This window comes from Ruegeria sp. O11 (assembly GCF_056535285.1).
Genome location: NZ_JBQERS010000014.1, coordinates 63,641 through 78,229, shown reverse-complemented (window position 1 = coordinate 78,229; position 14,589 = coordinate 63,641). Strand labels below are relative to the sequence as shown.

Genomic DNA, 14,589 nt, shown 5'->3' with positions numbered 1-14,589 from the left:
TAGCATGCCAGAGATGCGGAAAAATAACATGAGCCTCTACAACGACTACTTGACCGAGATCGAAGACCGCAAGCAACAGGGTCTCAGCCCCAAGCCCATCGATGACGGTGCAATGACCCGCGAAGTTATCGACCATATCAGAGACACCGGCAGTGCGCACCGCGATGATTGCCTGCACCACTTTATCTATAACACCCTGCCCGGCACCACGAGCGCCGCGGGTGAAAAAGCGCGCTTTTTGAAAGAGATCATTCTGGGCACTGTCGAGGTTGAAGAAATCAACGCAGCTTTCGCCTATGAGCTATTGAGCCACATGAAAGGCGGCCCGTCGGTCGAAGTGTTGCTTGACCTTGCACTGGGCACCGACGAAGCGACAGCGCGCGATGCGGCTGAGGTGCTCAAGACTCAGGTCTTTCTTTACGAGGCCGATACAGATCGCATCAAGTCGGCCTATGAGGCAGGCAATGCCATAGCTTCAGACCTTCTGGACAGCTACGCCAAGGCAGAGTTCTTTACCAAGCTTCCTGAGGTCGACGAAGAAATCAAAGTTGTCACCTATGTGGCGGCCGAAGGCGATATCTCAACCGACCTTCTAAGCCCAGGCAATCAGGCACATTCCCGCGCTGATCGCGAGCTGCACGGCAAATGTCTGATTTCGGAAGACGCTCAAAAAGAAATTGAGGCACTGAAACTTAAGCATCCAGATGCACGTGTCATGCTAGTCGCTGAAAAAGGCACGATGGGCGTCGGATCATCGCGCATGTCTGGGGTTAACAACGTCGCCCTTTGGACCGGCAAGCAGGCAAGCCCGTATGTTCCGTTTGTCAACGTCGCACCCGTCGTGGCGGGAACGAATGGCATCTCTCCCATTTTCCTGACCACGGTAGGCGTGACCGGTGGGATCGGTGTGGACCTTAAGAACTGGGTCAGAAAGACGGACGAAGACGGCAAGACGATCCTGAACAATGACGGCAACCCGGTGCTGGAACAGAAATACTCGGTTGCGACCGGAACCGTTCTGACAATCAACACAAAGCAAAAGAAACTATTTAGCGAAGATGGCAGCGATGAACTGGTCGATATGGCCGGATCATTCACACCGCAAAAGATGGAGTTCATGAAGGCTGGTGGGTCTTATGCCATCGTGTTCGGCAAAAAACTGCAGACTTTCGCCGCTGAAACTCTGGGGATCGAAGCACCGCGTGTCTTTGCGCCTTCGAAGGAAATCAGCGTCGAGGATCAAGGTCTGACCGCGGTCGAAAAAATCTTTAACGCAAACGCACTGGGTGTAGCGTCCGACAAGGTGCTGCACGCAGGCTCTGACGTGCGGGTGCGCGTCAACATCGTTGGCAGTCAGGACACAACCGGACCAATGACGGCACAAGAACTTGAGGCCATGGCCGCCACGGTCCTATCCCCGTCGGTCGACGGGGCCTATCAGTCGGGCTGCCACACTGCATCGGTCTGGGATGCCAAAGCGCAGGCCAATACGCCCAAATTGATGGCCTTCATGCACAAATTTGGCTTGATTACCGGTCGTGATCCGAAGGGCGTCTATCATGCGATGACGGATGTCATCCACAAGGTCCTCAACGACATTACTGTTGACGATTGGGCAATCATCATTGGTGGTGACAGTCATACCCGGATGTCCAAAGGTGTCGCGTTTGGCGCGGACTCTGGCACCGTGGCACTAGCTCTGGCGACAGGTGAAGCAACCATGCCAATCCCTGAATCAGTAAAAGTGACCTTTAAGGGCAAGATGGCTGATCACATGGACTTTCGCGACGTGGTTCATGCAACACAGGCGCAGATGCTGGCACAGCACGGTGACAATGTGTTCCAGGGTCGGATTATCGAAGTGCATATTGGAACGCTGTTGGCGGACCAGGCCTTTACCTTCACCGACTGGACTGCGGAAATGAAAGCCAAAGCTTCAATCTGCATATCCAACGACGAGACCCTGATTGAGTCACTGGAGATTGCCAAATCGCGCATCAAGATCATGATCGAAAAGGGCATGGAGAACGATGCCCGGATGCTCAACAGCTTGATCGAGATCGCGGACAAGCGCATCGAGCAGATCAGGTCGGGTGGGAAACCCGCGTTGACACCCGATGAAAATGCCAAATACGCTGCCGAGGTCATTGTCGATCTGGATGAAATCGTTGAACCAATGATCGCGGACCCAGACGTCAACAATGCGGATGTCTCAAAGCGTTATACCCACGACACCATCCGCCCGATTTCATTCTATCGCGCTGAAAAGAAAGTGGACCTTGGGTTTGTAGGGTCATGCATGGTGCACAAGGGTGATATCAAGATCGTCGCTCAGATGCTGCGCAATCTCGAGGCTGATCAGGGCGATGTCACATTTAAGGCTCCGCTCGTCGTGGCCGCTCCGACTTACAATATTGTTGATGAATTGAAGGAAGAGGGCGACTGGGAAATTCTGCAGAAGTATTGCGGATTCGAGTTCGACGATGCTGCACCTAAGGTCCAGGCCCGTACCGAATACGAAAACATCCTTTATCTTGAACGTCCGGGCTGCAACCTTTGCATGGGCAACCAGGAAAAAGCGGCCAAAGGGGATACGGTTCTAGCCACATCGACACGCCTGTTCCAAGGCCGGGTAGTTGCGGATTCCGAAACCAAAAAGGGTGAATCCTTGTTGGGCTCAACTCCTGTTGTTGTCCTATCGGCAATTCTGGGACGTACACCAACGCTGGATGAATACAAAACAGCAGTTGAAGGCATCGATCTGACCAAGTTCGCACCTCCAATCCAGAAGCCCTTGGCTGGTCTGTCCGTACATTTCTAGATCGGCGATCAACATCGGGAAGACGGTGGAAGATGCAGGGGTGTTGGTCTTTGTAGATGCGGTGCAATTTGCGCCGCATCACTTGGTCGACGTTAAAGAACTGGGCTATGATTTTCTGGCCTTCTCCTCGTACAAGTTTTTCAGACCGCATTTGGGTATTGTCTGGGGACGTCTGGCGTTGTTGACTTCGCTTTTCCCCTACAAGGGGCGGTGCGTGTCGGATGCAAACCCGAACCGATATGCGATGGGCACCCCTCAATACGACATGCTGGTGGGCCTGTCGGCGACTGTACGCTATTTTGAGGAAATCGGTTGAGCCACTGGAGGCAGCGGCGGAGATATGGATCGCAGGGGTTGACCATGGTTGGTCGTCGGATCAGAACAGTGGCGATCTGGGTTCACTGCCCTGCGACAAGGCTCGGTTACCTGACTACACCAGGTCAGCATATTTCCGTTCAGTCGACTTGGACCTTGAGGGCTTCGCCATGGTTTGTGGCATCTGGAAACTTCCTCAGGCGCAAGGACTGAGCAACAGGGAGAGATGAGATGAAAATCAAGCCTTTTGGCGTTGAGATCTGGATGAATGAATTCGAAAACCATTGCGAGTTCAATCTGGCCGAAACCTGTGTTGCATCTCTGACAATCGAGCAGCTTTTGGAATTGTCTGGCAAGAACTCCGACGTTCTAGATGACCTCAGACCAATGAAGCTGACCTATGGCGCGATCGAAGGGTCTGACCGATTGCGTGATGCGATTGCGACGCTTTACGAGCGGCAAGAGCGCCGAAATATTGTCGTCACACACGGGGCGATTGGGGCCAATGCACTGGTCCATGAAACGCTGGTTGAACCGGGCGACCATGTGATCTCGGTCCGACCGACCTATCAGCAGCATTATTCAATCCCCGAGAGTTATGGCGCCACCGTTGATATCCTTCAGCTGAGGCCGGAAAACGGCTTTTTGCCCGATCTCGATGAGTTCGCCGCATTAATCCGACCAGACACAAAGTTGATCGCAATCAACAACCCCAACAATCCGACCGGCGCTTTGATGGATGCCGGCTACCTGGAGCAATTCATTGAGATTGCCCGGCGCAGTCAGGCCTATGTGCTGTGTGACGAGGTGTATCGTGGCACCAGCCAAACCGGTGACGGATTCTGCCCCGCGATAGCGGACCTCTATGAAGGAGGTATCAGCGTGGCTGGTATGTCCAAGACCTTTTCGCTGGCAGGATTGAGACTGGGTTGGATCGCAGCGGCAACGGAGGTGCTGAAGGCGGTCTCCATCCATCGCGATTACAACACGATCAGCGTTGGAATGCTTGACGATTATTTCGCCGCCCTCGCGCTGGAAAACAAATCCCGCATTCTGGAGCGCAGCCACCGCATTACCCGCGGAAACCTACAAATCCTTGATGATTGGGTATCGAATGAACCCAGGATTTCTTATGTCAAGCCACAGGCGGGCACCACCGCGTTGCTTAAATACGATTTCGATATGTCGTCTCGCGAATTCTGTGTCTCATTGCTGGAAGAAACTGGGGTGATGTTAACACCTGGCTCAGTTCTGCATATGGAGGGTTGGTTACGTATCGGTTACGCCAACAACCTTGAAATTCTCAAGACCGGCCTTGAAAAGGTCAGCGGTTATCTGAAGCGGCTCGAAGAGAGAGGCGTTCCCTTCGCCACAGAAACCATCAATTGAAATGGCCAATCCAAGAAAAACTCTGGAATGCAATGCAGATCCACCCACGTTTTCTGTCTGCATTTTTTTTAAGTTAAATTGACGGTTCTCTAAAGAACCGTGCAGAAGGCCTCGTTCAAAGCCCCGTACGTTTTTCGAATTGCCCCGGGCCCGTATGTAGTCGCCGCATTGAATTTGTTGCGTTGTCTTTTGGATCAGTATCATTACGGTGATCGTATTTCTTACTTGGTTCGCACCTTTTTGCCCAACTGTTTGCTTTGATGCGTTCTTGGAGGAACCCAACAATGAACACCAAACCGAAACAAAAGCGCGGTCTAACAGCCTCTGCTGTAGTTCTGAGTGCGCTGTTGAACAGTACTGCCTTCGCCCAACAGACCACAGATGCGGTCGCACCCGAAGCAGCCACCGCCGGTGCACTGGATAAACTGTCAGAGCGTGCTGAAGCCGCCTTGGTTAAGCGCGATACTGGGCAGCCCGTTGTCGCTTCAGACTGGATGGTCTCGGCAGCGAACCCGTTGGCTGTAGAGGCTGGCGCTCGTGTTTTGTCAGAAGGCGGAACTGCAGCGGACGCCATGGTCGCCGTACAATCTGTACTTGGATTGGTAGAACCTCAGTCTTCGGGGCTGGGAGGTGGTGCATTTCTTGTCTGGTTTGATGCCGAAACTGGTGAACTGACCACATTGGATGGCCGCGAAACCGCTCCAATTGAAGTGAACCCACGCCTGTTTCAGGATGCCGAAGGCGAAAAACGGGGGTTCTATGACGCGGCCATCGGTGGCATCTCGGTCGGCGTGCCAGGCACCCCTGCCCTTATGGAAGACGCACATCGCCGCTGGGGCAGCGCAAACTGGCCCTCATTGTTTGAGGATGCAATAGACTTGGCCGAAAACGGGTTCACAGTTACGCCCCGCCTTGCAGGTATGATCGAGTGGGATGCTGAGCGACTCAGTCAAGTGCCGTCAACAGCCGCATATTTCATGCCCGATGGCGCAGCACTACAGGTTGGCGATCATCTGCAGAACCAGGCCTACGGTCAAACTCTACGTAGTTTTGCGGTCGAAGGGGCCGATGCATTTTATACGGGTGAAATTGCCGAGGATATTGTGGCAACAGTGCGTGGAGCCGTACGCAACCCAGGGGTTCTTAGCATGCTGGATATGGCAAACTACCGTGTGGTGGAAAGACCTGCGGTCTGCGCGACATATCGGAGCTTTGAGGTCTGTGGTATGGGACCGCCATCATCGGGGGGCCTAAGTGTCGGGCAAATCCTCGGCCATTTGCAACCTTATGATATTGCCGCAATGGGCCCCGAAAGCCCAGAGGCATGGCGTCTGATCGGGGATTCCTCGCGGCTCGCTTTTGCTGATCGTGGGCGGTATATCGCAGACAGCGATTTTGTTCCAGTTCCGGTTGGTGGCCTGCTGGACGAAACCTACCTGAAAGACCGTGCATCTTTACTAGAAGGCCCAGCGGCGCTGGATACCGTCTCACCTGGACAACCTGAGTTCGACCACGCGCTGCTTTGGGCCGACAATATCGATATGTCGATGCCCTCCACATCTCATATTTCAATCGTAGATCGCTATGGAAATGTGTTGTCGATGACCACGACCATCGAAACAGGTTTTGGTTCACATTTGATGACCAAGGGCGGCTTTCTGATGAACAACGAATTGACCGATTTCTCGTTTGCCACACATAGTGATGGTGTCCCGATTGCAAATGCAGTTGCGCCGGGAAAACGACCAAGATCATCGATGGCACCGACGATTGTAATGCAGGACGGAGAGCCGGTTCTAGCGGTTGGATCTCCGGGCGGGTCACGGATCATCGGTTATGTGGCACAGGCTATTATTTCCGTATTGGACTGGGACATGGATGTCCAAAGCGCCGCAGCCGCTCCTCATCTGATCAATCGGTTTGGCACATATGATCTCGAAGAAGGGACGGATGCCGAAGCCCTGGCTCCGGCGCTGGAAGAAATGGGATTTGAAACCAACAGCCGCGCACTGACCAGTGGATTGCATATGATCAAAATTAGCCCGACAGGATTGGAGGGCGGCGCAGATCCGCGTCGCGAAGGCATCGCATTGGGCGAGTAATCGCATCGATAATGCAAAGATGGAAAGGCGGCTGATCAACAGCCGCCTTATTAAATCGGACTATCGACTGTCAAAAACACATCGCTGCGGGGGCACTCAATCGGTAGGAGGTGCCTTAAAAACCGGTCGGTTTGGGTCGCCCCCTTGATCAGCGCAACATTCGTCCTGAAGAAATTCGATCACTTCCCACAGGCGATTATATTGCGGTACACAACGGAGAATACGCCCTTCACGCTCTTGCGTTATCAAACCCGCGCTAACTAAGCTTGCGATATGATGGGTCATGGATGAATGCGGAATGTCCAGATCTTCCCTGAGAACCCCCACCGGTAGACCTTCGTATCCTGATTTCACCAACCTTTTGAATATCTTAATTCTGTGGCTATGGCCAAGCTCTTTCAGCACTTTGGCAGCATCATCTATCTGCATTCTCACCTCACAATCTCAATATTACGATATTACCCGTAATACCTTGACACAAGTTTGAATTGCTATTATTTCGATATTTCTAGTAATATAATAGAGTATGACATCATGTCCCAATCAACCCTGACTGCTGTGCAGGAAACACTCAGTATGTTCACCTTCCTCGCGGTTGAACTGACATTGCTTTTTCTGATCATCAGCTATGGCGTCGGCCTGCTGCAGGCTTATGTCTCGCCCGCGCGCATTCAAGCCATCCTCAGTTCACGCAATGGTCGTGGCTATGTAATTTCAGCTATGTTGGGTGCAGTAACCCCATTCTGCTCATGCTCCACCATCCCATTTCTGAAAGGACTGCTCAGAGCACGGGCCGGATTTGGGCCGATGATGGTCTTTTTATTCTCCAGCCCTTTGTTGAACCCTATCATCATCGGTTTGTTCGCTGTCACGTTCGGCCTCAAAGTGACCCTGGTCTATTTTGTAATCGCCCTCGGCGTTTCGATATTCGCCGGTTTCGCACTCGAAAAACTTGGCTTTGAACGCTTTGTAGAGCCCGCCGCATATGAGGCCCCAGCCCCATCCGCTGGATGTGGGGCAAGCCGATCGGCCGAGATCAAACCCAACAGCCAATGGGGGCGGGTATGGAAAAGCACCTGGAAAGATTTTAAAACCGTGCTGCCCTATTTGTTAGTCGGTATATTAATCGGATCCATGATTTACGGTTTCCTGCCCACCGATCTGATCACGAAGTATGCCGGGAACGATAATCTGCTAGCAATCCCGATATCCGCCGTAATTGGCATCCCGCTTTACATTCGTGCAGAAGCGGTCATCCCGCTGAGCGCCGCCCTTGCTGCCAAAGGCATGTCTTTGGGTGCTGTAATGGCGCTGATCATCGGTAGCGCTGGGGCAAGCCTAACCGAAGTCATCCTGCTACGTTCTATCTTCAAACTGCCCATGATCGCGGCTTTTCTATTTGTCATTCTGTCCATGGCGATGATTGCAGGTTTCTTCTACGCTTTCACACCGTTGGGCAGCTAGACTTTCGAAAAGTGGACTATTCGAGGCAGTACAGGCAACTCCTACCGACTGGCCCAATTAAGCCGCTAATGCATGATCTTACCCTCTGAGCTATCAGCCCAATGACGGGATTCAGCTTAACGGCAAGAGCGTAATATCTTGGCGCAAAGCCCTAATTCGAAGGCAGAACCAATTGAAAAAGGATCCTTTTTCAACAGCTTAACGGGACGCAATCCAACTTAACTTAGACTGCGGTCTGAAGTTCCTGCCAGCGGTGACAGGAAACGGAATGGCCGGCTTCGCATATCTCCATCTCAGGCTCTTTCTGTCTACACAGGTCTGTCGCAAAGGGGCATCGTGTGTGGAACTGACATCCTGTTGGGCGGTTTGTCGGCGATGGGATCTCACCCTCCAACCGCTGCACTTTTCCTTTATCATCGGGGTCCAGAGAAGGGATCGCCGAAAACAACGCCTTCGTATAAGGATGCCGAGGTGCTTCAAACAACTGCCGTGTCGGGGCACTTTCCATAATCTGACCAAGATACATTACCGCCACATGATCGCAGGTATGTGCGACCACGGACAGGTCGTGGCTGATAAACAGGTAAGTCAGGCCCATTTCATCTTGCAACGACTTAAGCAAATTCAAAATATCGGCCTGAATCGACACGTCCAAAGCCGCAACACTTTCATCTGCAATAACAAACCGAGGTCTGGAAACTAGGGCACGTGCGATCGAAATACGCTGACGCTGTCCGCCGGAAAACGCATGTGGGAAACGGCGCAGGTGTTCGATATTGAGCCGACACATCGCGGCCACTTCGCGAACCCGCTCGTCCACCTCATCGCGCGACTTGCAGAGCCCCATAACTTCAAGAGGTTCAGCGATAATGTCGCGCACCGTCATGCGTGGCGACAACGCTGCGTAGGGATCCTGAAAAATCAACTGTGCCCTTCGCCGGTATTCTTTAAGATCTGCTCCGGCCAGATCTCCAAGGTCATAGTTTACTTCGCCATCATCATAATGCGCTGAACCGCCTGTGATCGGTACCGCGTTCAACAGGGCACGACCAAATGTCGTTTTTCCAGACCCGCTTTCACCGACCACCCCAAAGAACGACCCCTTTGGGATGTCGAGAGTAACATGATTAACCGCCTTCAGGACCCGCCTATTGAAGAGTTGACCACCCACCGGGAAACCAACCGAAAGATCGCGTGTTTGGATTAGGTATTCAGAACTCATTCACTTATCCTTCAGCGCACAAGTGACACGCGGTGCGGTGATTTTCGCCCGTATCAGACCATTGCGGCACAACAGTGCGACAAATGTCGCCGATCACCTTGCCGCAACGGGTGTGAAAGACACATCCCGCAGGCCGTTCCAGAGGTGACGGAATATCTCCTGGAATCGGCATGAGCGGTTTCTCCAGGTCATCCAACTGCGGCAGGGCATCGATCAGACCTTTGGTGTAGGGGTGATACGGGTTCCGAATAACTTCGCGCACCGGTCCCTGCTCAATCATCTTGCCCAGATACATCACCGCCACTTTGTCAGCGGTTTGTGCAACGACGCCAAGATCATGAGTGATAAAGATAATCCCCATGCCGAACTCAGCCACGAGGTCTTTCATCAGGTCTATTACTTGCGCCTGAATGGTTACATCCAACGCCGTCGTGGGCTCATCCGCGATCAGCAGCTTGGGTTTGGTCGATAGGGCCATGGCTATCATCGCCCGTTGCCGCATACCGCCGGACATCTCAAACGCATATTGCCCAAACCGAGTGGATGCGTCAGAGATACCGACCCGGTCCAGCATCTCAATTGATAGCTCTTTAGCCTGTTTCTTGGACAAGTCAGTGTGGATCAACAACTGCTCAACCATCTGGCTACCGACTGTCATCGCCGGCGCAAAACTGGCCATGGGTTCCTGAAAGATCATCGAGATCGACCCACCCCGTACAATTTCCATATCGCGGGGCCGTTTCAGGCTCATAACATCCACTGGGCCGCTATCAAGATGCAAGGTAATCCGACTTTCCGGAGAATAGACCGCATTTCCCGGATTAAGCTTCATCAGAGATTTCGCAGTCACGGACTTTCCAGAACCACTTTCCCCTACAAGGCCCATGACTTCGCCGGGCGCCAGTGAGAAAGACACATCATCTACCGCAGTGATCAAACCTTCGTCGGTCTTAAATTGCAGCGTAAGATTTTCGACGTCGATCAGGCTCATTTGCGGGACTCCGAATATGGATCAGCGGCATCACGCAATCCATCACCAACGAAGACGAAAGCCATGACCAGAGCGATGAAGAAAAAGACCGGAATAAAATACCAATGATAGTTCAATAAAACGTCCGCCTTGGTCACGTTCTGGAGCATTACACCCAATGAATTGACCGGATCCTTAAGCCCTAACCCAATAAAACTGAGAGCCGTCTCGGACAGGACAACATACGGAAACGAGATCACCAGATCGACGATGATATAGCTGGTAAAGCTGGGAAGGAGATGTCGCCGTATAACGTGCCCTGCAGATGCTCCGCAAAGTTGAGCCGCCAAAACATATTCCTGATTACGCTCGGTCAGCAGATGCGTTCGCACCCTTCGCGCCAGCGTCGGCCACCCGACCAATCCCAATATCAGGGTAATAACGAAAAATCGGGTCTCAGCCGACCACTCGGGCGGAATAAAGGCCGCAATAGCCATAAAGAGCGGGATCGAAGGCACCGTCCTGACCGCGTCGGTAATCATCTGGATCACGCTGTCAATCGCGCCACCGTAGTAGCCAGCAATCCCCCCAATCATCAGCGCAAGAACGAATGATATCACAACTCCCAAAGTTCCCACTTGAAGCGACGTCCAGACTGCATGAAGCGTACGCGAGAAGATGTCTTTGCCCGCACTATCAGTTCCGAATAGGTGAACGTATCCTTGCTCCATACCGAACAAATGGATGTTGCCAGGGATAAATCCGAATAGCTTGTAGCTATCGCCCTTTACGAAGAACTCCATATAGCGGCGTTCATCCTCGTTGACCTTCTCAACCCATCGAAAATTTGTCGCCAATGATCGTTCGCGTGTCACAGTGTGCAGGAACGGACGTATGGAACAGCCATTCTTGTCGCAGAATTTCGGGATCTGAGGTGCCCCATTCAAGTAATCCTTATCCCGACCAGCGACTGTCGGATCATAGGGTGACAGGAAAGGTGCAAATAGACCTGACAGGATCAATACAACCAGCACTGTAGCGGCAATCATGGCCGCACGTTGTTTTTTGAATCTGGCCCAGATCAGTTGGCGCTGTGAAGCCGTAAAGTAAGCTTCTTTTGCCTTCTGATCGTCAATTTTCGTAGACGTTTTTGCAGACATGGGCGTTACCTCAGAATGCTCTTGCGTACGCGCGGGTCAATTACAGCCAACAGGATGTCGGTCGCGAAGTTCAGCGTGACGATGGCAGCCGTCAGCAGGAATATGATCGCACCAGCCAGCTGCTGGTCATTCGACCGTGCCAGCGCCTCAAGCAGTAGAGATCCAGCTTCGGTGAGTGTCAGGATCAGGGCCACAATGGGCAGTTCATTGAAGATACGGTTCAGGTCGAACCCAAGCGAGTTGACGATCGGCCCCAGCGCATGGCGTGCGGGATAGCGCCATAAGAGTCGGCGACCATATATCCCGCGCGCGGCGGCGGCGGTCACGTAAAGCTTGCCGATCTCGTCCGACATCAGTGCACGAACGGTTTGCAGAGCAAATGCGGTTGCCGACCATCCCAGAATGAAAATCGGCAGCCAGGCATGCTTCAAAAGATCCACAAACTTGGCCCATGACCATGGCGCTTCACGATATTCAGGGCTGAACAGGCCGGTCAGTGTCTCTCCGAAATACACGGTGGAAAATAACATCACCATTAACGCCAGCAGAAAGTTCGGCATTGCCAGACCCAAATAGCTGACCAGTCGCAGGGAATTGTTGAGGAAAGCGTTCCTTGACGCCGCCGAGATAATGCCCACCGGGATTGCGATCATATATGCCAGTGTCAAAGAGCCCAAGCAGATCCACAAAGAGATCCAAAACTTGTCACCTAGAAGTTGCGCGATATTGACGCGCAAAATGCAGCTATCCCCGAAATCACCGCGGAAAGCGCCGCTTAACCAAGTAGCCCAACGTACCAGAAAAGGACGATCAAGCCCCAGCCTTACCCTCTCAGCCTCGATATCAGCCAACGTAATGGCCGAGCCCTGCGTGTTTTTGTAGGCGAGATAGCGTTCAGCACAATCACCCGGCACAAGCTCCATCAGTGTAAAAACGATGAGCGAGACCAACACGAGAGTAACCACAGCCATCACTGCGCGCGTGGCGGCAAAGCGAGCGAATTGGAGCATTTCTTAGTTCCTGGCTAGCATGTGGAAAGGGGCGCTGACGCCCCTAACCGTTGTCTTAGATTGAAACGCCTATCACTCCGACAGCCACCACTGGGCAGGGCGGTACGGATAGGTTCTGTAGAACTCGTAGGACTGCGTTTTGAATTCAGTGAAGTTCTGCAGGTTGTTCGAATGATAGATCGGGGCCGGAGCATTAACTGTACCAATGAACAGCATCTCCCCAGTCATGATCTCGACCATCTTCTGCGCAGCGGCGACCGAGGCGTCTGATCCGGGCGCACTAGATTGGTAGGTGTCCAATGCCGCTTTCAGATCAGCAACCCAAGCTGGTGGTTCCACACCATTTTCCCCATTTGAACTGATGTACTCCGCCCACAGCATACCGGTACGCACGTCGAAATACCCGTCAAACGGCGGCACCCAGATTTCACCATCGCCAAGAACCGAACCGGCTGGCTGGCTTTTGAGCCACATGCCCATGTCCAGAGTGTTTGCCGATTGCGCGGCACGGAATTCATCCGAGGTAACCTCTTTGATTGCCGTGTTTACGCCCACATCTTTCCAGTTCTGTGCGATCAGTTCCACCAACTGAGCCGATGCGGATTGCGTCGAGAACTGCCAGTCCAGCACAAACGGATCACCGTTTGGCAGATCGCGGAAACCGTCTCCGTTCTGATCAACAAGGCCAACTTCATCCAGAAGAGCATTTGCTCGTTCCTGATCAAAGTTGATCTCGTAGTTCGACCACTTTTCGTCGATGAAATCCGGACGCGGAGAAAAACCAATATACTGTGTTGGCTCACCAAGGCCGAATGCGGTTACCTCATTTAGCTGATTGCGATCCATCGCAACCGACATCGCTGTTCTAAAACGAATGTCATTGAAGATCGCTCTTTTAGCTTCATCCTCAGCAGTAACGTTGAACGTTAGCACCGGGTAGCCAATTGCCGGTTTCACTTCTAAAGTGTAGTTCCCGCTTTCCTGACCTTCCAACAGAACCGGAGCAGATGTCAGGTTTACCCCCTGCGACTTGTAATCCACCTCGCCGTTCAACAGTTTAAGGTTCCGTACCTCTTCATCTGGAACATAGGTCTCATCCATCTCAGAGATATAGGGCAGCTGGTTTCCTGCCGTATCTACCTGGAAGAAATATGGGTTCGCAACGTAGTGGCGCCCCTCTGTGCTTTCCTTGACCAGAATGTGGCTTTCCAATGTTGGCATCGCATCCTTGGGCAGACCTGCCAGTTTATCTCCCGCAGTCAGCATCGGAGATGGCGTGTCCATCCAGTCGGAATTACCGTAATAAGCTTTAATCAGCTCATAACCGTTCTCATATCCAAGTGCTTGTGCATTGGCGTCCGCATTTGCATCCAGAGCCGGATGGAACTGTTCAAAGAAATGCTTTGGCTGGAAGGGCTGAACATACGTGAAAGAGAACGTCTCGGTCAGACCCGGCTTCGGCGCTGCCAGCGTAAAACGAACGGTAGTATCGTCCAGCGCCTCAACCTTCATCGGTTCACCACCTGCCAGCGCGTAGTCCTTCGCTTCGGCTATAACGTTGGTGTCCATCATCAGGTTATCATACCAAAAGACAACATCTGCAGATGTAAATGGCGCGCCATCCGACCATTTGTGACCTGAACGCAGATGAACCGTCAGCTCGGTGAATGCGTCATTCCATTCCCAGGACTTCGCAACATTGGGCACCAAGGTTTGCAAGTCGTCGGAATAGCGAAACAGATTGACGTGGCGCACAGACAAGAAGTCGGATGTACCGCTTTCCGTAGCGTTGGACAGCGCGTCCAGCTGGCCGCCATACTGGCCAATGCTGTCGTAGGGTACGATAACCAGTGGATCAGCTGGCAAACGATCCGCAACTGCTGGTAGGGCTTCGTTGCCTCGGATCATGCCGTTAAGATCTGCGATAGATGGGTTTTCCGAAAATCCAAGCGTACAATTTCCTGCGGACTGGAATTCAGACAGATCAAATTGCTGAGGATATGCCCCATCCGTCAGGCCTTGCATATCTGCCACCGTCGCAGTCGGACAATTTGCCCAGGCAGCACTTCCAAGAGTCGCAAATGCTGCTCCGGACATCAAAAGCTTCTTCATGATAACCTCCCTAAAGATAGCTCT

11 protein-coding genes are annotated in these 14,589 nt (G+C 52.6%); 5 read left to right on the top strand and 6 right to left on the bottom strand.

The features are described 5' to 3' along the window. The first annotated feature begins 28 nt into the window (after positions 1–28). The 4 genes from ACRZ91_RS18925 (at position 29) to ggt (ending at position 6,627) form a co-directional block, all read left to right on the top strand. Entirely contained in the window at positions 29–2,821 is a 2,793-nt protein-coding gene (locus ACRZ91_RS18925) for a bifunctional aconitate hydratase 2/2-methylisocitrate dehydratase (RefSeq protein WP_480907773.1), read from the top strand. Then, positions 2,799–3,137, top strand: coding sequence for an aminotransferase class V-fold PLP-dependent enzyme (locus tag ACRZ91_RS18920; protein ID WP_480907830.1), 339 nt, complete (start codon positions 2,799–2,801; stop codon positions 3,135–3,137). The genes ACRZ91_RS18925 and ACRZ91_RS18920 overlap by 23 nt, the downstream gene beginning before the upstream one ends. A 230-nt stretch (positions 3,138–3,367) precedes the next feature. Then, positions 3,368–4,525, top strand: a complete 1,158-nt coding sequence (locus ACRZ91_RS18915) for an aminotransferase (protein WP_480907771.1) — start codon at positions 3,368–3,370, stop codon at positions 4,523–4,525. A 284-nt stretch (positions 4,526–4,809) separates the two neighbouring features. Next, the gene (ggt, locus tag ACRZ91_RS18910) at positions 4,810–6,627 is read left to right on the top strand and encodes a gamma-glutamyltransferase (RefSeq protein ID WP_480907769.1); all 1,818 of its coding nucleotides are present in this window, start codon (positions 4,810–4,812) and stop codon (positions 6,625–6,627) included. A 96-nt stretch (positions 6,628–6,723) separates the two neighbouring features. Here ggt and ACRZ91_RS18905 read toward each other — a convergent pair whose 3' ends face one another. Further along, on the bottom strand, positions 6,724–7,056 hold the full coding sequence (locus tag ACRZ91_RS18905) for a winged helix-turn-helix domain-containing protein (protein ID WP_170543803.1): 333 nt from the start codon (positions 7,054–7,056) through the stop codon (positions 6,724–6,726). Positions 7,057–7,161: 105 nt separating this feature from the next. Here ACRZ91_RS18905 and ACRZ91_RS18900 point away from each other — a divergent pair, with 105 nt between their 5' ends. Continuing rightward, positions 7,162–8,091 carry a permease gene (locus ACRZ91_RS18900; RefSeq protein WP_480655479.1) on the top strand — a complete coding sequence of 310 codons (930 nt, stop codon included), beginning with the start codon at positions 7,162–7,164 and terminating at the stop codon, positions 8,089–8,091. Positions 8,092–8,314: 223 nt separating this feature from the next. Here ACRZ91_RS18900 and ACRZ91_RS18895 read toward each other — a convergent pair whose 3' ends face one another. The 5 genes from ACRZ91_RS18895 to ACRZ91_RS18875 form a co-directional block, all read right to left on the bottom strand. Next, complete coding sequence (locus ACRZ91_RS18895; protein ID WP_170781972.1) at positions 8,315–9,313, bottom strand: ABC transporter ATP-binding protein; 999 nt, start codon at positions 9,311–9,313, stop codon at positions 8,315–8,317. Between the two features lie 4 nt (positions 9,314–9,317). Further along, positions 9,318–10,304 carry an ABC transporter ATP-binding protein gene (locus tag ACRZ91_RS18890; protein ID WP_010443437.1) on the bottom strand — a complete coding sequence of 329 codons (987 nt, stop codon included), beginning with the start codon at positions 10,302–10,304 and terminating at the stop codon, positions 9,318–9,320. Then, a complete protein-coding gene (locus ACRZ91_RS18885; RefSeq protein ID WP_260027172.1) occupies positions 10,301–11,443 on the bottom strand; it encodes an ABC transporter permease in 1,143 nt (380 codons plus the stop codon). Before ACRZ91_RS18885 ends, ACRZ91_RS18890 begins: the two co-directional genes overlap by 4 nt. Positions 11,444–11,448: 5 nt before the next feature. Further along, positions 11,449–12,453 carry an ABC transporter permease gene (locus ACRZ91_RS18880; protein ID WP_010443435.1) on the bottom strand — a complete coding sequence of 335 codons (1,005 nt, stop codon included), beginning with the start codon at positions 12,451–12,453 and terminating at the stop codon, positions 11,449–11,451. 72 nt (positions 12,454–12,525) lie between these two features. Continuing rightward, entirely contained in the window at positions 12,526–14,565 is a 2,040-nt protein-coding gene (locus tag ACRZ91_RS18875) for an ABC transporter substrate-binding protein (protein WP_480457193.1), read from the bottom strand. Positions 14,566–14,589 lie beyond the last annotated feature (24 nt).